Raw genomic sequence first — 23,184 nt, 5'->3', positions numbered from 1 at the left:
GGGGTATCGGGCCGGTGATCCATCGCTGTGCTGGGCCTAGACGTCCAGGAACCGCACGTCGCTGGCGTTGTTCTGGATGAAACCCCGGCGGGCTTCCACGTCGTCACCCATGAGGATGCTGAAGATCAGGTCCGCTGTGGCGGCTTCCTCGAGCGTGACGCGCAGCAGGGTCCGGCGAGCCGGATCCATCGTGGTGTCCCACAACTCCTGGGCGTCCATCTCACCGAGGCCCTTCAGGCGTTGGAACTCGTTGCGGTGGTTGGTCCGCTCGGCAAGGAAAGCCGTCTTTGCGCGATCGTCCTTGAGGTACACCGTCTCGGACCCGACCTTGGTGGAGTACAGCGGCGGCTGGGCGATGTACACGCAGCCGTACTGCAGGAGATCGCGCATGCGATGGAAAAAGAACGTCAGCAGCAATGTCCGGATGTGGCTGCCGTCGACGTCGGCGTCGCACAGCAGGATCACCTTGCGATACCGCACCCGGTCGACGTCGAATCCGCCCTCGCCGGTCGCGCCGTCGACGCCGGCACCGATTGCCGAGATCAGCGCGCCGATCTCGTTGTTGTCGAAGATGCGCTCGGGGCGGCTGCGCTGAACGTTCAGGATCTTCCCCCGGATCGGCAGGATTGCCATGGTGGCAGGGTCGCGTGCCTCCTTGGCCGATCCCCCAGCCGAGTCGCCTTCGACGATGTACAGCTCGGACTCGTCGGGGTCGCTGGATGAGCAGTCGGTGAGCTTGCCGGGCAGGCCGGCGCCCCGCAGCGCCGACTTGCGCACGGTGTTGCGGGCCTTCTGGGCGGCGATTCGGGCCCGGCGAGCGTCGACCGCCTTGCCCACCACTAGCTTGGCCTCGCTCGGGTGTTCCTCGAACCATTCGCCGAGCCCGCTGTAGGCGGCCTTCTGCACCAGGCTGCGCATTGCGGTGTTGCCCAGCTTGGCCTTGGTCTGGCCTTCGAATTGTGGCGACTCCATACGGACGCTCACCACCGCTGTCAGCCCCTCGCGGATGTCGTCGCCCTGGAGGTTCCCATCGTCGGGGCGCAGCATCTTGCGATCGCGGGCGTAGGCGTTCACTGCCGAGGTCAGCGCAGAGCGGAACCCCTCAGCGTGCATGCCTCCCTCAATCGTGTTGATGCCGTTGGCGAAGCTGTGAATGCCATCGGTGTTGAAGCCGTTGTTCCACTGGAAGGCGATCTCCACCTCGTCGCCGGCTTCTGCCGCCGACAGGTAGCCGACACCGTCGAACAGCGCCTCGGACGATTCGTTCAGGTGCCGCACGAAGTCGCGGATGCCACCCGGGTAACAGAACTCGTGGCGTGCGGGCTCGGCCCGTCGCTCGTCGGTGAAGCCGATGCGCAGACCCGCGTTCAGGAACGCCATCATCTGCAGCCGCTCGGTGAGCGTCTGTGCCCGGAACTCGACATGATCGAACACCGTGGAGTCGGGCCGGAAGGTAATGGTGGTGCCAGTGTTGGCATCGGGCGAGGGGCCGATGTCGGTCAGCTTGCCGACAGGCTCGCCGCCGTCACGGAACTGCAAACGCCAACGCCGACCCTCGCGGTCGATGATGGCCTCCAGCTCCGAGGACAAGGCGTTGACGACCGATACGCCGACGCCATGCAGGCCGCCGGACACCTTGTAACCGGCACCGCCGAACTTGCCCCCTGCGTGCAGCACCGTCAACACGACCTCGACAGCCGACTTGTCGGGATACTGCGGATGGGCCTCAACGGGAATACCTCGACCGTTGTCGAAGACGCTGCACGTTCCGTCTGCCCGCAGGGTCACCTCGATGGAGGTGCAGTGCCCTGCCATGGCCTCATCGACGGCGTTGTCCACCACTTCGTAGACGAGGTGGTGGAGGCCTCCCGGGCCGGTCGAACCAATGAACATCCCGGGGCGTTCACGCACTGGCTCGAGGCCTTCGAGCACCGTGATGGCATCGGCGTTGTAGTCGCCTACGACTGGGTTGTTGGGCGCTGGCGCGCTGCTACTAGGCGCTGCCGCGCTGTCATCGGGCGCATCCGCGCCGTCGACTGGGGTCGCCGCGTTCGGCGTCAAGGTGGTGTCAGTCACTGTGCGAGTCGGGGTCTGAAGCGCGGCATGGATCAGCTCTGTCTCCAAGTCCGGGCCCTAGTGTCCAACGGCACCCTTCCTAACGCTTCAGTCTACCGGAGAGCGAGCCATTTTCGGTGCCAAGACGTCAGCAGAAAGAGAAACAAAAACGCAGGTCACACTGGGTTTTTTGTGCTATCCGCCAGGACGCACACGCAGGTGCAGTTCTGAGATGGTCGCAGCACCGGCTTTAGCGTTCAATGCGGCCAGAATCCGGCTTGAGTGATAGCGCAATTCCGTCGCCCAGGCGGGGTCGTCGACGATCACGATCAAGCGGCCGGCTTCGAGCCGCTCGGGCTGCGCATGAGCCGCAATCGCCTCACCTACGGCTTGGGCCCAACGCTCGCCCAGGTCGATCGCCCGGCCCCGCGAACCGAAACCAGAGGTGACGGCCCGCAACGAGTCCTTGATCGGCCGAGGCTCGCGCCCAGTGCAGCCGCGGCGACGTCTCTTCATCGGATGCCCATGCTCGCACGCCTCATGACGCAAACCGATCAGTCGGTGCTCTCGCTGGCCTGAGCGTGTTCAGGAATCGCCTCGCCGTCGCGGATCTGGATGTGGCGGCGAATCTCGATTCCGGGCGGCACGTGCCCGGTGGCCGACGTCACCACGGTCTGTGCGGAAGGAAGGCAGCCGACGAGGCGTTGAGCGCGGCCCTCATCGAGTTCGGAGAAGACATCGTCGAGCAGGATGACCGGTTCGATACCCCCGATCTCTGCTGTGTAGCGGTGCTGCGCCAGTCGCAGCGCCAACGCAATGCTCCGCTGTTCTCCCTGCGAGGCGTGCGTCCGTGCCGGCAGCCCGTCCAGGAAGATCTCCATGTCGTCGCGGTGTGGGCCCACTGTGGTGGTGCCACGCCGCAGATCGTCCGAACGCGCCTGATCCAAGGCGACGGCGAGCGTGCCGTCGCGCCACGGGGCTGCGTAGGACAGCTCCAACTGAACTGCGGTCCCGGCGAGTCGGTAGTAGGCGTCCTGTGCAGGAGGCGCCAGTGCAGCGCACAGGGCGGCGCGGCGGGTCGCAACCGTCTCGCCAGCAGCAGCGAATTGTGCATCCCAGACCTCCAGCGTGGTCAGGGCTTCGTCGTCGAGACGCGTGCCGGCCTGCTTCAACAGGTTGTTGCGTTGGCGCAGAATCCGTTCGAAATCGAGGCGCGCCGGCCGGTACTCGCGATCGGTGGCGGACAGAACGTCGTCGAGCAGCTCCCGCCGCACGGCTGGGCCGCCCGCAGGGATCGACAGGTCCGCTGGGCAGAACACCACGGCACTGACCACATCGGCAAGATCGCGCAGCGACCGCACACGCTGGCCGTTCACCTGGGCCCGGGAACGCCCCGCCGCCGCAATCTCCATCTCCACTAGGTACTTCCGGCGCTCCCGGCGAATCTCGGCGCGCACGTAGGCCCGCTCGCAGCCGGCGCGCACGAGAGTCTCCGCGCTCGCCCCGCGGAACGAACCCGAGCCATCCAGCATCGCGATGGCCTCGAGCAGGTTCGTCTTGCCGTGCCCGTTGGGCCCGACCACGAGCGTCCGCGCCTCGTCAAGCGACAGCTGCGTAGATCGATGGTTCCGGAAGTTCTCGATGGTCAGCCAGGCAACGATCACAAGAGCTGGCTCTGCAGGCGGTGCTTGGGCTGACTACGACACCCGCACTGGCATCAGCAGGTACAGAAACTCGCCATGGCCAGGCGTTCGAAGCACGGCGGGCTTGAGGGCATCAAGCCGCACGAGCTCAACGGTGTCGCCGCCGGCCGCATCGAGCCCTTCGATCAGGTAGTCAGGGTTGAAAGCGACCGTGGTCGGCGTTCCCTCATACGTGGCGTCGACTTCCTCGCTCGCGCTCCCGACGTCCTGAGAGATGACCGTGAGCTCGATGCTGTTTTCGCGCAGCTCCATTCGCAGCGGCGCATTCGTGTCGCGTGCCAGCAAGCGGAGCCGGCGAGCCCCGTCGAGCAACGCGGCACGGTCTACCTCCAAGCGATTGTCGTGCGAGTCGGGGATCAGCGGTTCATAGCTGGGAAAGTCGCCCGCAATGAGACGGCAGGTCACCTGGGCGGTTTGGAACTCGTCGGAGACTTCGAAAGTGACCTCACGTTCGCCCAGTCGCATGGTCACGTCCTTGCTGGCATCCAAGATCCGTCCGAGCTCCTCGAGTGCTCGAGACGGAACGAGCACTTGCTGGCCTGGCGCCAGGACTTGAGCCTCAGGCAGGTCGCGCAGTGCCAAGCGGTAGGAGTCGGTGGCTACCAGGCGCAGTCCGTCTCCGCGAGCTGCCATGAGCACTCCAGTCAGGATCGGGCGGGCGTCGTCCGAACTTGCAGCGCGGACAACTTGCCGGAAAGCTTGCGCCAAGTCACCAGCAGGAACAGTCACGCTGTCTCCAGCTGGCTGAGGCAGTGCCGGGAAATCGGCTGCCGGCAGGGTCCGTACGGAGAACTGCGCACGTGCACCGGTGATCTGCACTTCGTCCTCGGTCACTTCCAGGCTGATCTCGCCGATAGGTAGCGCCCGAGCGATATCGGTGAGGAGGCGAGCTGGGACGACCGTCTCACCTTCGGTCTCCACCGGAATCCGCAGCCGGGTTCGCACGGTCAGATCCAAGTCGGTTCCCGTGACCGTGAGGCCCTCGCCGTCAGCACGCAGATGCAATCCGGTGAGTACGAACAAGCCGCCCCCGCGCGCATTGACTCCACGGCTGGCCAAGGTCAGCTGGTCGACCAGTGCATCTCGTTCAATGCGCAATTTCACGGGCGGTTCTCCTTGGCCGTACGAGACCGGTGAGACAGACAATCCTCAATGTGATGGTTGAGACTTATTCAGTAATGGTTGTAGAGGCTGTGAATTGTGGACAGTAGGCCGTTGTCGCAGATCAGCGCCATGTGGCCGTCAACAGTCTTGCTTGCCGCGTTCACAGTTACACCCTCCCTTTTCCTGTATCGATGACGCGGCGGTGGAAAAGTACGACTTTTCCCGAGGTCTGTCGAGAACTTTTCCACTCGTTGTCCACAACGTGTGGAGACACCCTAGATCCACTTGCCAGCCGCACAGCGGACAGCCGATGTCCAGTCAGCCTCAGGCGGCTCGAACCCGCGCGATGAGCTGTGCTACCTGGTCGTACACCTTGCGTTCTGAAGGCAGGAGGCTGTTGATCTTCTTGACCGCGTGCATGACGGTGGTGTGGTCGCGGCCGCCAAACACGCTGGCAATGGCGGGGTAACTCAGGTCGGTGAGTTCGCGCATCACGTACATGCTGATCTGGCGTGCTTTGACCAGGCCCTGCTGGCGACCTTGGCTGGTGAGCTCAGTCACGCCGTAGCCGAACATGTCCGCGGTCATGTGCAGGATCCGATCGGTCGTGATGGGTTTCTCCTGCGGTTCGCGGACGTCGCGGAGGATCTGCTGTGCCATCTCGAGCGTGACGGTGCTGCGGGTGAGACTGGCGTAGGCGGTGACGCGAATCAGCGCGCCCTCGAGTTCACGGATGTTGTTGATGATGATGTAGGCGATGTGCTCGAGGACCTCGTCGGGCACATGCCTGTGTTCGGTCTTCTTGCGCAAGATGGCCACCCGGGTCTCAAGATCGGGCGGTTGAATGTCGGTGATCAAGCCCCACTCGAATCGGCTGCGCAGCCGGTCTGACAGCGTGGCGATGCTGCGAGGCGGGCGATCTGAGGAGATCACGATCTGGCGGCCCGCGACGTGGAGCGAGTTGAAGGTGTGGAACAGCTCTTCTTGCAGGCCTTCCTTGCCTTCCATGAACTGGATGTCATCGAGCAGCAGCACGTCGAGCTCGCGGTAACGCCGCTTGAACGCCGGCGTCGTGTTCGTACGGATTGCCTCGATGAACTCGGAGAGGAAGGTCTCAGTAGAGACGTACCGGACACGATGCTCGGGCAGGGTCGTGCCCAGGAAGTTCACGATGGCCTGCAGCAGGTGGGTCTTGCCGAGACCCGTGCTGCCATGAATGAACAGCGGGTTGTACGCGATTCCGGGAGTCTCAGCTACCGCGAGCGCCGCGGCTTGGGCGAACCGGTTGCTGCTGCCGGTGACGAAGCTCTCAAAGGTGTAGCGGGGATTGGTGATGTCGACGCCCGGCACTCTGCGCGGCGTTCCTGCGGTACCGGGTGACGCAGTGTTACTGGCGGCGCTCTCGGCGACCGGTGCAGGCTGGGCAGAACCGGTCGCTGGGTGCCATGTCTCGTCCTCGCTCAGGACGAAGGCACCGTCGTCGGGTATTGCATCGACGTCGTGCGGGTCAGCGTCGGTGCCGTTGGCGCTGTCGAGATCTTCGAGCTCGGGACGGGTCTCGATCTCGTAGGTCTGCGGGCGGACGGGCAGGCGCTCGAAGGCGGCATGAAGCATGGGGATGTATCGCCGCTGGATGCGATCCCGGATCATGTTGCTCGGCGCGATCAGCACAGCCAGCTCGCCGTCGATGTGCAGCGCCTGCAGGTGGCGGAAGTAGCCCAGCCAGAGTGCGTCCGAGACGGTCGTACGGAGGATCTCGCGGCACTGCGACCACAACTCGTCGGTATTCGCCCGCGCGTTTTCGGCCGTTTCTGATGACTCCTGTGAAGTCGCATGAGATTGCTCGAATGAGGCCGACTGCTGTGAGATATGGGGTTCGTCGTCAGGCTCGTGTGCTGTGGCACCCGCCTGCGGAGAACTCACCACAACAACCTCGTTCGCCTGCGGCCGTAGTACACCCGGGGAACCCGTTGTTCTCCTGCGGGCCACCAAGCGGCATCCGTGAAAGGAACTTATGGCCGCGCACCCACTGTCGCAAGCGCGCGTTGGTGCACCGCCATCATGTCCGAGATGACGCGGGCTCGACAGTTCATCGACAGGCCCATGACACCCGCAAACAGGCAGGTGACATGGGTGTTTGCTGCCCCCGCAATCTGCCCGACCGCAGCCGGTGATGTACCGGCACAAGGTGTTGCGCGCGAATAACGCGCGCGAATGCGCGCGTTAACACCCGCGTCGACACGCGCGTCTTCGTGTTCCCCGTACCCCGGTGCCGCCTTGTGCCAGCACCCGTAGGCTGTCAACGCTCTCGGGTCGACACCCGGGCACGCTCCGGTCGCCGCACCGCATTTCACGGACCTGCCCGCGGCCTGAACCTCCAGGAGGCTGCAGCGTGAAGCGCACGTACCAACCCCACAACCGCAGACGAGCACGCCGGCATGGCTTCCGCCATCGCATGTCCACCCGCGCGGGCCGGGCAATTGTGAATTCTCGCCGACGCAAGGGCCGGCAACGGCTGAGCGCCTGATCGATTCGTGCCGCAGCAGGGCCGACTTCGCAGCGCTGCGACGCGGTCGTCGCTTCGACAGCGAGCTGCTGTGGATGTCCTTCACAGCCGACGCCAGGCTGGCACGGCCCCGTGTGGCGTTTGCGCTCAGCCGACGCGCCGGCACCGCGGTGGCGCGCAACCGGGTGCGTCGACGCCTGCGGGCGCTGTTTCGCGAACACGCGGACGACTTGGTGCCAGGCCGCTATCTCGTCGGCACGCGCGGAGCAGTCTCGGCGGTGACCTATCGGCGCGCCCGAGCCGAGCTGGCGAGGTTGCTGGAGATAGCGGGGGCCTTTCCGAGAACCAAGAGCACGCCGACGTGAAGACTGGGCCCGTCGCACGAGCGCTGATCGCTGTGGTCAGGTTCTACCGCGCACTCCCCCGCTCGAGGCAGCCGTCGTGCCGCTTCGATCCGACGTGTTCGCAGTTCGCACTCGATGCCGTGCGGGCCTGGGGTGCGGTACGCGGTGGTTGGCTGGCCACCCGGCGCGTCTGCCGCTGTCATCCGTGGGGCGGTTGGGGCTACGACCCGGTACCGGGGAGGAGCGGCCAGGATCGCCGTGCGGATGCCGCTACTGGATCCTGGGAGCACTGATGTTCGATTGGGCTGATCCGATATTTGACGGCATCGCCGGTGTGCTGGCGTGGTTCTACTCGCTCGTCCCCGACTACACGTTCGCTATCTGCATGCTGACCCTGGCGATCATGCTGCTGTTCACCCCGCTCACGTTGCGCGGTGCCCGGACGATGACCAAGACCCAGGCACTGCAGCCGGAGCTGGCTCAGCTGCGCAAGAAGCACACCGGCGACCGCCAGAAGCTCAACGAAGAAACGATGAAGCTCTACCAGGCGAACGGGGTGAGCCCCCTGGGCGGGTGCCTGCCGAATCTGGCCCAGATCCCCATCTTCATCGTGCTGTACCGAGTCATTTGGAACCTGCGCATACCCGAACAGAATCCAGTCGACAAACCTTTTCCCCGAAATCTGAGTCCTGATTCGCAGCTTTACCAGGACATCGTCGACGCAGGCGGCGAAATGCGGTCCTTGGGGATGGACTTGTCGGAGGCAGCGAAGGACGTAATCCAGTCTGATTTCGTCGAGGGGCTCCCCTATCTGGGTCTCGTGGCAGTGACCTTCCTGCTGGCCTGGCTCCAGCAACGCCAGATGGCGGCTCGGCGCGGTGGCGCGGCCATGCCGAACCGTCAGATGGAAATCATGATGAAGTACATGCCCTTCATGCTGCCGGTGTTCAGCTTCTTCGTGCCGGCGGCGTTGGTGCCTTACTTCATCGTGTCCAGCATCTATCGGATGCTGACCCAGGCCTTCATCCACGCCACGATGAAGCCGGCGAAACCGCTGGTCACGCCCGAGTCCTCTGACGATGTCATCGAGGCTGAGACGGTGTCGGAGCCTGAGCCACCGCGACCGGTGTCGAATCAGCGGTCACGCAAGGCGCTTGACGCTGAGTCGGCCCGTCGAGCGGCTCGCGAGCAACGCCGCGCAGAACGTCGGTCGGGCTCACGCAACTCGTCGCACGACAACGCGCCAGAGCCCGCGCTGCCGGAACCTTCGGAGACTCCTTCGGTCCGCCGGACCCGTTCATCGGAGGAGCGGGTCACCGATGCCCGCAAGCGGTCACGCCGGGGCGGAACCGGTTCGCGTCGGTACCAGACCTCTGAACGTGGCCGCAAGCGCCGTCGGGGCCAGGCTGAACCGGAGTCAAAGCCCATCCAGAGTCGCCGCACCTCAGGAGACGGCAGGACGCGCAATCGTCGCAAGCGATGAGTGCGACGGCGATTTCTGCGGGGAGCTAGGGCTGCGTCATGGAGTGGATCGTGATGACGGGCCCCACCGTTGACGAGGCGCGTGAGCGTGCCCTCGATGCGCTCTCGGTTGCCGCCGAGGACGTCGACATCGAGATTTTGGCGGAGCCAACGCGAACTCGCTGGGGATTCCGGCGCGAGCCCGCTCGCGTTCGAGTGCGGGTGCGCCCGACCGGTCCGCCGCCGCGCGTGGCCGACGCCCGGCGAGACCGTCGTCGTCCGCGCCGCCGATCCGGCGGGGGACAACGTCCCCGACAGCGGGGGAAGGGCCAAGGTCAAGGCCAGAACCGCGGCGGCCGATCATCTCGACGGCGATCCCGATCAGGCAACCGCGGCAACGCGTCGAAGCCGGCGAGCTCGGCGTCGTAGCGACGGCCGGCCTGCGGTGCCGATGTCTGTCAGACGACCAGCTCGTGTCGCCGCTTGGCGATCGTGAACTTGAGCTTCCTGTTCGGCGACAACGATGGAAATGAGCTGATCTTGAGCTTGTAGCTCGCCGGCGCCACTTCAAGCTCGAAATAGTGTGCAAGCATCAAGAGAGCGAGCGCGAGCTGCATCTCAACAAGATGGGAGCCCAGACAGCCGTGCGTACCGAGACCAAACGGGGCATACGCCGTCGTCCGGTGCTCACCGCGTGACGGTAGATATCGGTCAATGTCAAATGTGTGAGGGTCGGGAAATACCTGACTCATGTAGTGGGAGGCCGTCTGGGCGATGAAGACTCTGGATCCGATTGGCAGTTCATAGTTTTCTACGACGCAGGAATTCATAACATTCCGAATCGACATCGGAACAATCGGATACAGCCGGAAGCACTCCATAATGAAACGGTGAGTAACATCGATTGAGGACGGGTTGATATCCTTCGGATTCGGATCGCCGTGCTCAAAAAGCGCGTCTGCCTCTGCTCGGATCTTTGCATAGATATCTGGACGTGAAATCATGGCGTAGACCATGAAACACAACTCATCTCCGCTGTAGGTGCTTGCCAACAATGGTGCCGAGAAGATGAAACGCAGATTTGATTCGGGCAGGAAGACCGGGTCGCTTTGGTGCAGACTCAGCACATCATCGGCGTGGTCTCGGGGACACCCTTCACGCTGAGCAGCTGTATGAGAATCCAGTACGCGGTCGCGTAGTATGTCGATGGCCTTCGCCTTCTTCTTCATGCCGCGAGTCTTGAGTAGGAATTTCGGCATGACATTGACGACTTGGGTCATGAGCGCTCGAATCTTGTATGCGACCAAATCGTCGAAGAGGTCCTGCGCTTCTACGCTTATGAGTAGCGGCGTCAAGTGCGCATTGACGAGACGACGGCACATGGTCACGGCGCGCCAAGAGTCACCGACGCTCCAGTCCTCCATATGGTTGCGTATGTCATTGCACACTTCGCCGATACGTTGGTCCAGTCGTGCACGGGAATAGCTCGATCGGAGGGCTCGCCGCATGCGGAAGTGATCAGCGCCATCGAGCGCTGGCAAGAGGCCAGAGGCATGATATGCGCTCTCCAAGCCCCGCAGGTAGTCACCTGACCCGAGGTACATGCGTCCATATCGATGTACCCACCGATTGACCTGAGGACCGACGATGAAGGTCATAGGTCCCCCATAGAGAGGGGCTTTGACCTGAAAAACAGGGCCGCACTCTTCGGCGAAGTCGGCAAACGCCGCTGGAATGTTTCCGTTTCGCAAGTGCCGATTCATTAACATTCGTCGCAGTGGCAGAGTCGGGATCGACTTGGTCAGAGGCGATGCCTGTGATCTTGGACTGACCAAATTCTGCGCAACCGCATCGGCGATTGCTCTGCCAATGAGGTCCATATGAGAGAGGAGCTGGATTCTTTGCTCGGCGTTCTCGTCAAGGTCAAAAACGAACCGCAAGACATCACAGGTATTGACCAGAGCGATAATGATGATGTCCCGCGGATGAGGAATGTCATCACCAAAGATCAATTTCTCGATACGGGGCTTGATGAACTCGACTGCTGTGTCTTCGCCGTCCCCAGCGAACAACTCGGATTGCCGAGCTCTAGGCGCTAGCGTCCAGAAATCGCCGTCATGGTACTCAAGCACTCCGAGAGAAGTGAGCCGATCCAATGTCAGATCGATCATCATCTCGGCGCGTGATGCGAGCTTTTCGACCCAATACTGAGCGTTATGTTGCTGGGTCTCGTTTGCGATCTGAAGCAGGACGAGATCTAAGACCGGGCTTCCTGTCGGAGTCTCGTCCAACAGAATCAGCGATTCCATGTCAGTATCGACGCGCGTCTGTAAGGAGAGTTCTGCGAGCGCGGCGCCAGCAACGGCACAGTTCAAGTTCCAGCCAGGAACCTGATGGAAATAGCCGCTCTCCTCGTTGAGAAGCATGAGCACGAGTTCTTCAGGCAAGCTGAGCGCTTGGGTTGCGGCAGTCTTGGTGGAGTGAATCGTCACGTTGCGCTTCCCGTGGGTGATTGGGGGTAGTCTGTGGTACGTGCGTTTGTTACGACGTCGGCAAGTATAGAACCTTGTGCTCCAGCGGTGATAGCGCGCCAGTTATCCTGCCCGAGCCCATAGCTACTGAGGAAATCGGCGGACGTCGACATGGGCAAGGAGCATGGAGTTGTGCCGACCGGGGCCTCCGATCGAGCGAACACTAGTTCGCTTCCACCGTTTCCCGAGGGTTGGTACTTCCTTACCACGCGGCAAGCGGTGGAGAAGTCGAAGCTCGTCGAGCAGACGTGGATGGGCCAGAACATCGTCATCTGGTGCGACGAGAGCGGCCGTATCAGCGTGGCCAAGTCGGTGTGCCCCCATCTTGGATCGCAACTGGGTCCAACTGCAGGGGGACGTGTGGTCGATGGCCGGCTCGTGTGTCCCTTCCATGGTTTTCAGTACGACGCAGACGGGCAGTGCGTCGTTACCCCATCTGCGGCTCCCGCTCGATCCACGCGGCTACGTGTCTTCGAGACTCGGGAGTTCAACGGGGGGGGGGGGTTGGTCTTCGCCTGGTGGGGGATGGACGGACGTCCCCCGCAATGGCACCTCCCCGCCGAGCCGTCGGATGCAGGTGAGTGGAGCAACATCCAAATCCGGACAGTGCGTTTTCCGGGTCATCCCCAGGAGACGAGCGAGAACTCGGTGGACATCGCCCACCTGAGCTATGTCCACGGCTACGGCAATGTGACGAACGAGATACCGGTGTCGATCGACGGTCCGTACCTCGAGAGCCGTTTCGGCTTCTCGACCACCCGCAAGATCGCCAAGATTGCGAGACTCAACCTCGAGGTAACAGCCATTGCGCGGGTCACTGGCCTGGGCTACTCGTATGTGGAGTTCCAGGAGCTCTCCATCGGCATAGATGCACGACTGTGGGTGTTGGCCACGCCTGTGGACGGCACGCTGATCGACATGTCGATCATCTCGCAGGTGCGTGAGATTCGCAGCCCGAAGCGACGAATTGCCGGCTTGGGATTCCTGCCACGGCGAATGCGCGCCCCCATCATGAATAAGTTCGTTGCGGACCTGCAGATCCAGGACGTGCATCAGGATGTCGTCGTCTGGAGCCGCAAGCAGTACGTGCCGCGCCCGAAGCTCGCTCGTTCTGACGGCGAGGTGATGAAGTACCGGGCGTACTGCGCCCAGTTCTACCCCGATCTGCGCCAGTGTGAGTCGACGGCTCGCTGACGCGTGCCCGTAGGCTGAGCGTTCCTGAGGGCGCGACAACGATTCCAGCGAAGCGCCCGCGAGCAAGCACGCCAGCAGTGCATCGGGCCAGATGTCGAGGGCCCCACCAGAGGAGACGAAGATGACAGTCGAGACAACGACAACAGAACAACAAGTCATGGTGCAGGAGTTCCTGGATGGCTTGGTCAAGGCCTTCGGTATCGATGCCACCGCAGTGCCAGTTGCGGCGGATGACGACAGCTTCGAGATCAATCTCGAAGGTTCGAATGAGTCGTTGGGACTGCTCATCGGCCCACGAGGGCGCCATGTGGTCGCGCTGCAGGAAGTCGCCAAGACCATGCTCCAGCGCCGGCTGCCAGGCGAGCGCCGGGCCCGGGTGAGGGTTGATGTGGGCGGCTACCGCCAGCGGCGCCGCGAAGCGCTCGAGGCGTACGTTCGTGAGCTCGCCGGAGCTGTGGCGGAGGCTGGCACTGAGCGCGGACTCGAGCCCATGAACGCGGCCGATCGCAAGGTCGTTCACGACACCGTCAATGAGATCCCCGGCGTCGACACCATTTCGGTGGGCGACGAGCCGAGGCGGCGCGTCGTGCTGGTACCCACCAGTTCGAGCGACGCGGAGTAATCGCGCTCACCAATCGGCGCTCACCAATCAGAAGAGCGGCCGCTTCCGGATCTGCTTCCACGTCCGGGGATACGTCGGGTTCGGCAAAGACTGGCGTTCCATCACGGCGAATGCGGGCGTCGTGCTGGTATGCCGCACGAAGTGCAACCCGAGTTGGGCAAGGGGTTCGGCCGGCCAACGCTGATCGTTGCTGTTGGGCGGCTCGCTGACGACAAGCCTGCCCCCGGGACGCAGCAGGCCCACGCTGCACTCCGCAACCGCAGCTGGGGGACCGAAAGCCCTGCTCACCACACCGTCATAGGCATAACGGTGCTCGGGACGATGGGCCAGTTCTGCGGCGTCCCCGAGTGCGAGGGTGACCCGATCACCTATATCGAGGTCGCCAATTACCGTGTCGAGGAAGTCGATGCGGCTCTGTGAGCGATCCAGCAGTACGAATTCGACGCCGGGTTGCTCCAGAGCCATCAGTAGGCCGGGCACTCCCCCACCGGTTCCCAGATCGCACCAGCGTTGACCAAGCTCGGGTTGAGCTGCTTCTGCGTGCGCTCTCGCATGTTCCACATGCGTGAAGAGATCACCCGGGCCGAGGAAGCCCTGGTCCTGGCTGCGAACAAGGATGCTGAGGAGGCGTTCATCGACTGGTGCCATGACAAGAGTCACGGTACTTCGGAGGTTGCGTGAATCTGTGAGGCATCTCGCTGCGGCACCGTTCGTTTCCCGCTCTTGTTCGCTGCGCTCGCGGGTCGCTCGGGCCCCTGGGACGTTTCACGTGAAACATTGCCGACCTCAGCCCTTGCGAATGGGGCCAACTGGCGTACCCTGAACTCCGATTGTCGGCGGATGGAGACCGAATGGGTCGGATCATTGCGGTGGCGAACCAAAAGGGCGGCGTTGGCAAGACCACCACGGCAGTCAACTTGTGCGCAGCACTCGCCGACCTTGGTCACAACACACTGCTCGTCGACATGGATCCGCAGGGAAATGCGGCTACCGGTGCAGGCATCGATCCACGCGTGTTCGAAATCTCGATGTACCAGGTCCTTCTTGGTGCAGCAGAACTCACTGAGTGCATCCGGCCCACCGGAATTGACGGCTTCGAAGTAGCACCGGCACGCTTGGAAATGTCTGGCGCGGAGATCGAACTCGTCTCAGCATTCAGTCGTGAGTTGAAGCTTCGGCACGCACTCGCGCCGGTTGCCGACGACTACGACTACATCTTCATCGACTGCCCGCCGTCGCTCGGACTCTTGACCGTCAACGCGTTGAGCGCGGCCACCGAAATCCTGGTGCCGGTCCAGTGCGAGTACTACGCGCTCGAGGGGCTCGGTCAGCTGCTCCACAACGTGGAGATGGTGCGGGAAGGACTGAACTCGGCCCTCGTCATCAGTGCCATCGTCATGGTGATGTACGACGCTCGGACGCGACTCGCTGCAGAGGTGGTCTCCGACGTTCGCCGGCACTTCGGGGACCGAGTGTGCCGGGTTGTCGTCCCTCGGACGGTGCGCTTGTCGGAAGCCCCGAGTGTCGGGCAACCGGTGACGGTGTACGCACCCAAGAGCCGAGGCGCCATTGCCTACCAGGAACTTGCCCGAGAGATCCATGAACGCGGCGACCCGCACCAAGCTGCAGCGGACCGCGCTGGTGACGGGCATGCCGATGGACTCAGTGATCGGAGAGAGGTCGCCGAGCAGTATCGAATCGCCGAAGGAGCGCCGACATGAACGCCCAGCGAGGACTTGGACGAGGGCTCGGCGCGCTGATTCCGACCGGACAGTCGGTGTACCGCGAGGTTCCGCTCTCGGCTGTCGAAGTCAATCCCCTGCAGCCCCGGCAGCATTTCGAAGCTGCGTCTCTCGAGGCGCTCTCGGACTCGATTCGTCAGATTGGGGTCCTCCAGCCGATCGTCGTGCGAGAGACCGGCATCGTCGGACGCTTCGAGATCATCGCGGGCGAACGCCGCTGGCGGGCAGCGCGCAGCGCAGGCTTGGACACCATTCCGGTTGTCATACGAGCTGCCGACGACGAGACCAGCCTGACTCATGCCCTGATTGAGAACGTCCACCGGGCAGATCTCAATCCCTTGGAAGAGGCGGCTGCGTACCGGCAGCTCATCGATGATTTCGGGGTCACTCACGACGAGCTCGGCCGCCGCATGGGCCGCAGCCGAGCAGCAGTCACCAACTCGCTCCGGCTCCTGTCATTGCCGGTGACCGTGCAGCGCTACCTTCTGGACGGCGAGCTCTCAGCTGGCCACGCCCGAGCGTTGCTGGGCTGCGACGATCCAATCGATCTCGAGCTGTTGGCAGAGCGAGCGGTGGATGAGGGCTGGTCAGTGCGCACCGTCGAGGAAGCGGTCCGATCCCTCAGCGCGGCGCCTGAATCTGAATCCTCGCCGGAGCCGCCAGCCGCAGAAGCCGGCGAACCGGAGCGCGCAGCCGACGCCGACCGCCCAGCTGGAGTGCTGGAGGTCGAAACCGCCCTGGCCGCCGCTTTGGCAACCTCTGTCGAAGTCCAACTCGGGCGCCGAGGGGGTCAGATTGTCATCAGATTCGCTGATTTGACCGATCTTACCCGGCTCTACGAGGCGATGAGCCTCAACCTTCAAGCATCACTCGAAAGTTGAGTGCCTCGGGCTGCCGAGTTCAGACTTCAGGTCGAACGGGCGCTCTCGCCCAGATTCGTAGCCTCAATCTGAACTTGTTGTCCACTAACTGTGGACAACCTGGGGACAAAGGGCTGTTCGCGCAGCGCCTAGGCAACAGGTAGGTCGGTGAGCAGGTCGCGAGTCGACTGAGCAACGATGTCGGCAACCTCCCGGTTGCGCTCGAGCAGCACGTCAATCCGCTCGAACCTGCACAGCACCGCTGGCATGGCGCTCTCACGCAGCATCGGTAGGCCCATGCCGTTGGTCGGAATGGCACCGAACATTGGTTCGAGCTTGTGCGCGATGTCAACAGCGAGCTTCTGACCTGCGCGGCTCACAAAGTGACGACCCTGGAAGAAGCTGATCGAGGGCGCCGCAGGCTTCACTTCGAAACCGATGTAGACAGCCGCGCCGAAGCGGTTGACCTGTGCGGCTTGCGCCGACCAGTCGGGATGGTGAACGGTCAGCACCTCGGCGCCGTTGCGGCCGATCTCGCGCCTCACCGACGCCGTGACCGGTTCGAGCCCGCCGGCTTCTCCCACAGCGATGCGGCGTCCCACCAGCTGGCCTCCGGCGGACTCCAGGCGCTGGCTCTCAGTGATATGCGCCACGACCGACGCGTCGCCGAGCGGTCGTACCAACCGTTGCAGCGTCTGCAAGGTCTGCCCGCCGCAGACGCCGTCACCTCCGAGACCCATGTTGAGCTGGAAGTCCGCAAGCGCTGCAGCGGTCAGCGGGCCCCAGATTCCATCGATCCGTCCGACTGTGAAACCCAGTGTGCTGAGCATCCGGTGCACTTCAGCAACGTCGTCACCGCGCAGGTGCGGGGTGCGCAGGTACAGCAGGCGATCTCCGAGTCGCTGACCCGCCTCGATCAGCAGCGACCACGTCTCAGGACCGCAGATGCCGTCAACATCGATGGAGCGCTGAACCTGGAATGCCTTGACGGCAGCGGTGGTCGCCGAATCGAATGTTCCGGTGATGGGGCCATGCCAATGGCCCGTCGCGTTTAGCCGGTGCTGGAGGTCTCGTACGTGCGGACCTGCTGCGCCGATGCCGAACGGTCGGATCAGAGGAATTCGCCGATCTCAGCAAGCAGGGCGTTCTTCGGCTTGGCGCCCACGAGACGCTTTGCCGGTTCGCCGTCGGTGAACATGATGAGCGTGGGAATGCTCATCACCTGGTAGCGCATCGCCAGGTCAGGACTCTCGTCGACGTTGACCTTCGCGACGCGGATGTTGTCGTTCTCAGCGGCGATCTCTTCGAGGATGGGGGCGATCATCTTGCAGGGCCCGCACCATTCGGCCCAGAAGTCCACCAACACGGGGCTGTCGGCGCTGCCGACGGTCTCGTCGAATGTGCTGTCGTCCAAGGTGGAAATGCCTTCGGCCATCGCCGGCTCCTCATCTCGTGTTTGCCGCGAGGCTACCTCTCGGTCTGGCTCGACGGCGGTTCGACCGGCGGTCGTCAGTGGCCCTGGGATTCGAGCCAACGCTCGGCGTCGATGGCCGCTTGGCATCCCGAGCCGGCGGCCGTCACCGCCTGACGGTAGTAATCGTCTTGCACGTCCCCGCAGGCGAAGACGCCGGCGATGTTGGTGCGCGCGCTGCCGGCCTCGGTCACGAGATAGCCGTTGGGCTTGAGGTCGAGCCAGTCTGCGAACAACTCCGTATTCGGCTGGTGTCCGATCGCGATGAACAGGCCGCTGACATCGAGCGCAGAACGCTCCTGGGTCACGGTGTCGGTCAGCGTGACGCCTGCGAGCTGCTCATCACCCCGGATTTCGACCACCTGACGATTCCACAAGAACTCGATGCGCTCGTTGGCGAACGCCCGGTCCTGCATGATCTTCGAAGCCCGCAGCTGGGCGCGCCGGTGCACGACGTACACCTTGGAGGCGAATCGGGTCAGGAACGTGGCCTCCTCGAGCGCGCTGTCGCCGCCTCCCACTACTGCAATGTCCTGTCCCCGGAAGAAGAAGCCGTCGCAGGTGGCACAGGTGGATACCCCGTGGCCGATGAGGCGTTCCTCGTTCGGCAGGCCGAGCAGCAGGCTCTGCGCTCCCGTCGACACGATCACCGTGCGGCTGCGGTAGCAGTCGCCACCGACCCAAACTGAGAACGGTCGTTCGCTAAAGTCCACCTTCGTGGCCTTGGCAGTGATGAACTCGGCACCGAAGCGCTCCGCCTGGGCCCGGAAGCTCACCATCAAGTCGGGACCCATGACGCCGTCGGGGAATCCGGGATAGTTCTCCACATCGGTGGTCAGCATGAGCTGGCCTCCCGGCTGGTCGCTGGTGGAGGACGGTTCGCCCTCGATGACGAGGGGCGCCAGCCGGGCGCGAGCGGTGTAGATGGCAGCAGTCAGGCCAGCGGGTCCACTTCCGACGATGATGACGTCGCGCGGCGCGGCGCCGTTGCCGCTCATGTCCCCCTCGCCGTGCGTGGCCGCCGCTTGGACCACGCCCATGCGCCAGCAAGGCCGAACGCGCCGCTCGCAATCAGGTGCGCCGACCACACCTCGCCCGGCACGACGATGTCGAGCGCTCGGATGGCTGCGATTGCGACGAGCACCACGACGCCGACGGCTCCGGTGGCGATGACGATGCCGTACACGAGTGCTCGAACAGCCGTGACCAGCGGTCCGCTGGTGCGGGCGCGTACGGCCTCGACCGCGTCCACGAAGCGAGCGACCGCTGCGTCCACGTTGTCGTTGTCCGCCTCGTGAGCGTCCGCCGTCGAGCTGCGGCGCCCCCGCCTGGAGATCATCGGCGGAAGCCTACGAGAACGATTGGAATGCCGAACCCGATCTTGCTCGCTGCGCTCGCGGGCCGCTCGGGCTCCGGCCTCGTGCCTCGGCCTCTAGGGCGTGACGGCACCGGTGCTGGGTGGCGCCTCGGCGGTGACGGCACTGGTGCCGATTTCGATCCGGAAAATGGTCACCCGGTGCCCGCCGCTGGGCAGTTCATCACCGAGATCGGTGATCCACACGAGCACGGCCGCGGCGTCGGTGGCGGGCACGGCCGCAGCGGTCGAACCGGTGATGTCCTGCGCGACGGCCAGGGGGCGGCCCCAGTCGATCAGCGTGCGATTGCGCTCGTCCGATGCGTACACCTCGAAGGACCAGCCCACAGTGGGGGAGTCGACGGCCACGCGCTCGATCCGGAGCGGCTCGTCGCCTGCGAGCACGACAATGAGTCCGACACCGTCTTTCAGGCCGCCGAAGTCGCGCGAGCTGTAGCGCGCCGTGCTCCATCCGGTCGTCGGGTCGCCATCGTTGATGAAGATCAGCCGTTCGGGATGCTCGACCCGGTCGTCACCGGCGGGATCGAAGTCGGTGATGGATTCGAGCAGGATCGGCGTGCGGCGGACTTGGGTCGTTGTCGGTGCGGGCACGATGGCAGGCGTCGTCTGCGGCGCGACGGTCGCGGTCGCGGCCGGGGCAATCGTGACGACCGTCGGTGCGTCAGGATCCGGGACTGTGGTCTCGACCGATGGCGTGGCGTCTTCGCTGCTGCGATCAGCCGGCTGCTCGATGAGCAGTGCAATGCCAACCAGCGTCGCAGCAGCGGCCACGAGTACGCCAACAGGGGCTAACCAATGCCGCTCCGCCTGCCACACCGAGCTGCGGTCCGTGCGCACGCCGTCGGATATCGGCAAGTCGTCCACGATCGACCGCAGCGCGAGCAGCATCGACGGAACGTCGGGCCACGGATCAGACGCACTCATTGCCCGTGCCAGCACAGGCGCCACGACGTCAGGAACGACGGAGTCGAACTCCCACGTCCCGTCGGGACGCCGCTGGGGCGCCGCCCCGACGATCAGGCGATGCGCGAGCACAGCGAGCGACACCAGATCGGCTCGCCGAGTGGCCGGGATCGTCACGGCGTCGTCGGTCGGCGGGCCGTTGAGAATGACCCATCCCACCTCGGCGCGCCACCCGATGTAGTCCGCGTCGACGCCGCCGTGAGCGAAGCCCGCACTGTGCAGGACGGCCAGCGCCTCCGTTACTGCAATGACGATGCGGATTGCTTCGGGCGCGGCGAGCCGCCTCGTGTCTCCGTTGGGTGCCGTGAGCTCGTCGACGAGCAACCCCGTGGGCAGCTGCTCGGTGACGATCGCGAAGTGGTCTGCTTCGTCGTAGGTGTCGAGGATGTGCAAGAGACCGTGGTGTTCCACCCGCGCAAGCGCCTTGGCCTGCAGGCGCAGCCGGTGCCCGATCTCGCTGTCGGCGTCGGCGCGGCGAATGGTGACGGGTCGGTTGAGCGTGCGGTCGAGCCCCGACCACGTCTCGACAGCCCCCGGCTGCAGCAGCTCGCGCCGTTCGTACCGTTCGCTCGAGGCGGTGTCGGTCACTCCTGGCGCGGCGCGGACTCTCGCTCGATGAAGACCACACCGATGGTGCCGACACCCGCGTGCGCGCCGACCACGGGGCCGATCAGCATCACCATGGGCTCAATGTCTGTGAGCGGCGCGATCCGTGCCACGAAATCGTCGATGTCAGCGCAGTCCGCATGCATCACTGCGAGCTGGGAAATGTTGGCGCTCTGCGCCGACACCAAGTCGACCAGATGCGTGAGTGCCCGAGTGCGCGTCCGCTGTTTGCCCGCAGGTTCGACGCGGCCCTCCGTGACCGTGATCAGCGGCTTGATGGACAGCACCGAACCGAGCAGTGACTGCGCCGCGCCGATCCGGCCACCCTTGCGCAGGTTCTCCAAGGTATCGAGGGCGGCGTGAACGCGGACCCGCTGCGCGGCCGCGCGCACAACTTCGGCAATCTCGGCCCCGCTGGCGCCGCCCGAGGCGAGCTGCGCCGCGCCGATGACGAGCAGGCCGAGGCCTGCGCTCACGGAGCGGCTGTCGACAACGTGGCACGTGATGCCGTCCGGAGGCTGCGATGCAGCTTGTTGTGCTGCTTCGATCGTGGCGGAGAGGTCGCCGCTCAGCGTGACGACGACGACCTCGCTCGCGCCGGCGTCTGCAGCGCGTTGATACGCCTCGGTGAAGGAACCGGGAGAGGGCGCGGCAGTGGACGGCAGATCATCGCTTGCTCTGCAGCGTTGCCAGAAATCGGCCGTGCTCAGCTCGACGCGGTCGGTGAACGTCTGCATGCCGAACCGGATTTCCAGCGGGACGATCGTGATGCCAAGTTCTGTGGCTACGTCTTCGCTGAGGTCGCAGGAGCTGTCGGTGATGATGTGCACCGGGGTTTGCGCTGTCATTGCGTCACGCCTCCTTCGTTGTCGTCAGTAGGCGACTGAACTGTGTCGTCGCCCGTGGTGCCGCCCGCGTTGTCGTGCGGGCGCTGCCGCCGGTTCAGTACGAGTCGGGACAGTTGCGAAGTTAGTGCTCTGGCCGCGGGCAGCCGGAGTGCGAGCCCGCAGCCGAGGTGGAAACCCGCCATGACCAGCACCGCGACGGCAGCTCGCAGTACCGAAGGCAGGACCTCCAGTGCCAGCGCTGTTGGGAGGCCGACGACGAATGCCACGGCGGCCGGCACCAGATGACGGCCGAGCGAGCCCCCGAACAGCCGCTGGTTCGGCCAGTCAGCTTGGCGTGGCAGCCCGGTTCGCGCGGAACGGCGCTGCAGGAGAGCTCGGCGCAGCAATCCCAATTCGACCCAAGCACCGACTGCTGCGCCGATGGCCAGACCCACGGCGCCCAATCGGGCCGGCAGCGCGGGATTGGAGCGGATCTTCGAATCCAGCAACGACCAGGTGGATTCCAGCGAAAACAGATTGATGTCGCCGAACCCGGTGAGGGCACCGTCGACGACGAGCACCCGGTCCAGTGGCAGCATCACCGCAGCGCCGATGGCCAGCGATACGGCCAGCCGGATTGCTGCGATGGTGGCGGCCGTGCGCGTGTCGCGGGCAGCAAACAGGACGTTCTGGCAGAGCCGCGAAGCCACCAGCGGCACCAGACCCACTGAGTAGGCGCCGAGCACCAAGGCGATCAGGGTGATGTCGTCGTTTGCGATCGCGTTGCGGAGGCCGGCCAGATTGAACACCGTGTCGGTGAGGGGTTCTCCGGCTGCGAAGTAGATCACCACCACGCCCGAGACAGCGAAGGCGGTGGCGCACAGGCGTCGAGCTGTGCGCTCTGCAATGGCTACGGGATCGCGGACCCGGCTCAACTCGGTCAGCTCGGCCGCGGCGATGCTGGTGCCGATCAGGCTCAACGGCAGCAGGTACAGCGTCTGTGCAGCGGCCATTGCTGCCGCCGCCCCCACGCTGAGCAACGAAGCCAGGGCGAGATCCAAGAATGAGGAAATCTGCAGCACACCGCGTCCAGCCACCGCAGGACCGAACCGCTTGATGACACCTGTCGTCTCCCGCTCGCGCCAGCCGAAGTTCAGCGCGATCTGGGGGTCTGCTCGCCAGACGCCCCGCAGTTGCACCAGCACTTGGGCAGCTGCGCCTGCGGTGACACCCCAGGCCAGTGCTGTTGCGCGGTCGGCGCCCGCAACTCCCCACGCGAGCACGCCGATGAGTACCGCAATCTGGGTGGCGTTCCACACCACCGGCGCTACATAGGAGAGGAAGAAGCGTCGGTGGCTGTTGAGCACGCCCAAGCACCACGCGCTCAGCACCGCCAGCGCTGTGCCGCACACCGTGATGCGCACGAGGGTGACGGTCAGCTCGAAGCGTTCACCGACAAAGCCCCAGGCGATGAGCCGCACCAATGGCCGTGCGGCGAAGATGCTGATCAGCGCCGCGGTGGCCGTGATCGCCACCAGGAAGGTTGCAATCGCGCCGGCGAGCCTTCCCGCGGCACGCTCATCGCGTTCGGTCAGCGAGCTGTAGGCCGGGACGAACGCCCCCGATAGCGCACCTTCGCCCAGGAGGTTCTGCAGGAAGTTCGGGATGCGCATCGCCGCAGCGAAGGCATCGCCGATGGTGCCGATCCCGAGGACGTTGGTGATGAGCGCCGTGCGTGCAAGACCTGACAGGCGAGAGACGCCGATGCCAGCGGCAGCTGCCCCGGCGCCCTGCGGTTGGCGCATCTTCGCGCCCGGTCG

Annotated in this window: 23 protein-coding genes and 1 pseudogene; 9 read left to right on the top strand and 15 right to left on the bottom strand. The window is 64.4% G+C overall.

The genetic code is table 11. The features are described from left to right. Positions 1–36: 36 nt before the first annotated feature. The 5 genes from ACOCMM_RS01005 to dnaA form a co-directional block, all read right to left on the bottom strand. On the bottom strand, positions 37–2,076 hold the full coding sequence (locus ACOCMM_RS01005; RefSeq protein ID WP_419551354.1) for a DNA gyrase/topoisomerase IV subunit B: 2,040 nt from the start codon (positions 2,074–2,076) through the stop codon (positions 37–39). A 174-nt stretch (positions 2,077–2,250) separates the two neighbouring features. After that, the gene (locus ACOCMM_RS01000; RefSeq protein ID WP_419551353.1) at positions 2,251–2,571 is read right to left on the bottom strand and encodes a DciA family protein; all 321 of its coding nucleotides are present in this window, start codon (positions 2,569–2,571) and stop codon (positions 2,251–2,253) included. Positions 2,572–2,609: 38 nt separating this feature from the next. Beyond that, the gene (gene recF, locus ACOCMM_RS00995; RefSeq protein WP_419551352.1) at positions 2,610–3,719 is read right to left on the bottom strand and encodes a DNA replication/repair protein RecF; all 1,110 of its coding nucleotides are present in this window, start codon (positions 3,717–3,719) and stop codon (positions 2,610–2,612) included. Positions 3,720–3,752: 33 nt separating this feature from the next. Beyond that, complete coding sequence (gene dnaN, locus ACOCMM_RS00990) at positions 3,753–4,862, bottom strand: DNA polymerase III subunit beta (protein ID WP_419551351.1); 1,110 nt, start codon at positions 4,860–4,862, stop codon at positions 3,753–3,755. Between the two features lie 324 nt (positions 4,863–5,186). After that, on the bottom strand, positions 5,187–6,785 hold the full coding sequence (dnaA, locus tag ACOCMM_RS00985; RefSeq protein ID WP_419551350.1) for a chromosomal replication initiator protein DnaA: 1,599 nt from the start codon (positions 6,783–6,785) through the stop codon (positions 5,187–5,189). Between the two features lie 469 nt (positions 6,786–7,254). Here dnaA and rpmH point away from each other — a divergent pair, with 469 nt between their 5' ends. The 5 genes from rpmH to ACOCMM_RS00960 are packed head-to-tail and all read left to right on the top strand — an operon-like array spanning position 7,255 to position 9,602. After that, positions 7,255–7,389: a 50S ribosomal protein L34 gene (rpmH, locus tag ACOCMM_RS00980; RefSeq protein WP_419551349.1), complete on the top strand. Its 135-nt coding sequence runs from the start codon at positions 7,255–7,257 to the stop codon at positions 7,387–7,389. Further along, positions 7,386–7,733, top strand: coding sequence for a ribonuclease P protein component (gene rnpA / locus ACOCMM_RS00975; RefSeq protein WP_419554793.1), 348 nt, complete (start codon positions 7,386–7,388; stop codon positions 7,731–7,733). The genes rpmH and rnpA overlap by 4 nt, the downstream gene beginning before the upstream one ends. Further along, on the top strand, positions 7,730–8,005 hold the full coding sequence (gene yidD, locus ACOCMM_RS00970) for a membrane protein insertion efficiency factor YidD (RefSeq protein ID WP_419551348.1): 276 nt from the start codon (positions 7,730–7,732) through the stop codon (positions 8,003–8,005). The genes rnpA and yidD overlap by 4 nt, the downstream gene beginning before the upstream one ends. Continuing rightward, the gene (gene yidC, locus ACOCMM_RS00965) at positions 8,005–9,195 is read left to right on the top strand and encodes a membrane protein insertase YidC (RefSeq protein WP_419551347.1); all 1,191 of its coding nucleotides are present in this window, start codon (positions 8,005–8,007) and stop codon (positions 9,193–9,195) included. The genes yidD and yidC overlap by 1 nt, the downstream gene beginning before the upstream one ends. 38 nt (positions 9,196–9,233) lie before the next feature. After that, entirely contained in the window at positions 9,234–9,602 is a 369-nt protein-coding gene (locus tag ACOCMM_RS00960) for a Jag N-terminal domain-containing protein (RefSeq protein WP_419551346.1), read from the top strand. Positions 9,603–9,631: 29 nt separating this feature from the next. Here ACOCMM_RS00960 and ACOCMM_RS00955 read toward each other — a convergent pair whose 3' ends face one another. Continuing rightward, complete coding sequence (locus ACOCMM_RS00955) at positions 9,632–11,665, bottom strand: cytochrome P450 (RefSeq protein ID WP_419551345.1); 2,034 nt, start codon at positions 11,663–11,665, stop codon at positions 9,632–9,634. A 150-nt stretch (positions 11,666–11,815) separates the two neighbouring features. Between ACOCMM_RS00955 and ACOCMM_RS00950 the strand changes: the two genes are divergently transcribed. Both ACOCMM_RS00950 and ACOCMM_RS00945 read left to right on the top strand, forming a co-directional pair. Beyond that, positions 11,816–12,898, top strand: coding sequence for a Rieske 2Fe-2S domain-containing protein (locus ACOCMM_RS00950; RefSeq protein WP_419551344.1), 1,083 nt, complete (start codon positions 11,816–11,818; stop codon positions 12,896–12,898). A 121-nt stretch (positions 12,899–13,019) separates the two neighbouring features. Continuing rightward, a complete protein-coding gene (locus ACOCMM_RS00945; protein ID WP_419551343.1) occupies positions 13,020–13,520 on the top strand; it encodes a protein jag in 501 nt (166 codons plus the stop codon). 27 nt (positions 13,521–13,547) lie between these two features. Here the strand turns inward: ACOCMM_RS00945 and ACOCMM_RS00940 are convergent, their stop codons facing one another. Continuing rightward, positions 13,548–14,081 (bottom strand): RsmG family class I SAM-dependent methyltransferase, encoded by a 534-nt coding sequence (locus ACOCMM_RS00940; protein WP_419551342.1) that lies wholly within the window; start codon positions 14,079–14,081, stop codon positions 13,548–13,550. Positions 14,082–14,371: 290 nt separating this feature from the next. Here ACOCMM_RS00940 and ACOCMM_RS00935 point away from each other — a divergent pair, with 290 nt between their 5' ends. Together ACOCMM_RS00935 and ACOCMM_RS00930 are read left to right on the top strand one after the other, a co-directional pair. Further along, positions 14,372–15,241: a ParA family protein gene (locus ACOCMM_RS00935; protein WP_419551341.1), complete on the top strand. Its 870-nt coding sequence runs from the start codon at positions 14,372–14,374 to the stop codon at positions 15,239–15,241. Continuing rightward, a complete protein-coding gene (locus ACOCMM_RS00930; RefSeq protein WP_419551340.1) occupies positions 15,238–16,143 on the top strand; it encodes a ParB/RepB/Spo0J family partition protein in 906 nt (301 codons plus the stop codon). Before ACOCMM_RS00935 ends, ACOCMM_RS00930 begins: the two co-directional genes overlap by 4 nt. A gap of 128 nt (positions 16,144–16,271) precedes the next feature. On the opposite strand, the gene ACOCMM_RS00925 is transcribed toward ACOCMM_RS00930, so the two are convergent. The 8 genes and pseudogenes from ACOCMM_RS00925 to murJ form a co-directional block, all read right to left on the bottom strand. Next, the gene (locus tag ACOCMM_RS00925; RefSeq protein WP_419551339.1) at positions 16,272–16,952 is read right to left on the bottom strand and encodes a peptidoglycan-binding protein; all 681 of its coding nucleotides are present in this window, start codon (positions 16,950–16,952) and stop codon (positions 16,272–16,274) included. 147 nt (positions 16,953–17,099) lie between these two features. Beyond that, a pseudogene (locus ACOCMM_RS00920) lies at positions 17,100–17,147 on the bottom strand (hypothetical protein); the annotation flags it as partial. An 86-nt stretch (positions 17,148–17,233) separates the two neighbouring features. Further along, positions 17,234–17,557, bottom strand: coding sequence for a thioredoxin (trxA, locus tag ACOCMM_RS00915; RefSeq protein WP_419551338.1), 324 nt, complete (start codon positions 17,555–17,557; stop codon positions 17,234–17,236). 74 nt (positions 17,558–17,631) lie between these two features. Beyond that, the gene (gene trxB, locus ACOCMM_RS00910; protein WP_419551337.1) at positions 17,632–18,591 is read right to left on the bottom strand and encodes a thioredoxin-disulfide reductase; all 960 of its coding nucleotides are present in this window, start codon (positions 18,589–18,591) and stop codon (positions 17,632–17,634) included. After that, a complete protein-coding gene (locus ACOCMM_RS00905; protein WP_419551336.1) occupies positions 18,588–18,932 on the bottom strand; it encodes a hypothetical protein in 345 nt (114 codons plus the stop codon). Before ACOCMM_RS00905 ends, trxB begins: the two co-directional genes overlap by 4 nt. 93 nt (positions 18,933–19,025) lie before the next feature. Beyond that, positions 19,026–20,519, bottom strand: coding sequence for a hypothetical protein (locus ACOCMM_RS00900; protein WP_419551335.1), 1,494 nt, complete (start codon positions 20,517–20,519; stop codon positions 19,026–19,028). Beyond that, on the bottom strand, positions 20,516–21,385 hold the full coding sequence (locus ACOCMM_RS00895; RefSeq protein ID WP_419551334.1) for a DegV family protein: 870 nt from the start codon (positions 21,383–21,385) through the stop codon (positions 20,516–20,518). The genes ACOCMM_RS00900 and ACOCMM_RS00895 overlap by 4 nt, the downstream gene beginning before the upstream one ends. Beyond that, positions 21,382–23,169: a murein biosynthesis integral membrane protein MurJ gene (gene murJ / locus ACOCMM_RS00890; RefSeq protein ID WP_419551333.1), complete on the bottom strand. Its 1,788-nt coding sequence runs from the start codon at positions 23,167–23,169 to the stop codon at positions 21,382–21,384. The genes ACOCMM_RS00895 and murJ overlap by 4 nt, the downstream gene beginning before the upstream one ends. Between the last annotated feature and the right edge of the window lie 15 nt (positions 23,170–23,184).

This window comes from Candidatus Poriferisodalis sp. (genome assembly GCF_965198245.1).
GTDB lineage: Bacteria > Actinomycetota > Acidimicrobiia > Acidimicrobiales > Poriferisodalaceae > Poriferisodalis.
This window is presented reverse-complemented; position numbering and strand designations above follow the sequence as displayed.

Coding starts and splice junctions, on each gene's coding strand:
- ACOCMM_RS01000 (WP_419551353.1), bottom strand. CDS start 2,571: ATGAAGAGACGTCGCCGCGGCTGCACTGGGCGCGAGCCTCGGCCGATC.
- yidC (WP_419551347.1), top strand. CDS start 8,005: ATGTTCGATTGGGCTGATCCGATATTTGACGGCATCGCCGGTGTGCTG.
- ACOCMM_RS00960 (WP_419551346.1), top strand. CDS start 9,234: ATGGAGTGGATCGTGATGACGGGCCCCACCGTTGACGAGGCGCGTGAG.
- ACOCMM_RS00950 (WP_419551344.1), top strand. CDS start 11,816: ATGGGCAAGGAGCATGGAGTTGTGCCGACCGGGGCCTCCGATCGAGCG.
- ACOCMM_RS00945 (WP_419551343.1), top strand. CDS start 13,020: ATGACAGTCGAGACAACGACAACAGAACAACAAGTCATGGTGCAGGAG.
- ACOCMM_RS00935 (WP_419551341.1), top strand. CDS start 14,372: ATGGGTCGGATCATTGCGGTGGCGAACCAAAAGGGCGGCGTTGGCAAG.
- ACOCMM_RS00930 (WP_419551340.1), top strand. CDS start 15,238: ATGAACGCCCAGCGAGGACTTGGACGAGGGCTCGGCGCGCTGATTCCG.
- ACOCMM_RS00925 (WP_419551339.1), bottom strand. CDS start 16,952: ATGCTCAGCACACTGGGTTTCACAGTCGGACGGATCGATGGAATCTGG.
- trxA (WP_419551338.1), bottom strand. CDS start 17,557: ATGGCCGAAGGCATTTCCACCTTGGACGACAGCACATTCGACGAGACC.
- trxB (WP_419551337.1), bottom strand. CDS start 18,591: ATGAGCGGCAACGGCGCCGCGCCGCGCGACGTCATCATCGTCGGAAGT.
- ACOCMM_RS00905 (WP_419551336.1), bottom strand. CDS start 18,932: ATGATCTCCAGGCGGGGGCGCCGCAGCTCGACGGCGGACGCTCACGAG.
- ACOCMM_RS00895 (WP_419551334.1), bottom strand. CDS start 21,385: ATGACAGCGCAAACCCCGGTGCACATCATCACCGACAGCTCCTGCGAC.
- murJ (WP_419551333.1), bottom strand. CDS start 23,169: ATGCGCCAACCGCAGGGCGCCGGGGCAGCTGCCGCTGGCATCGGCGTC.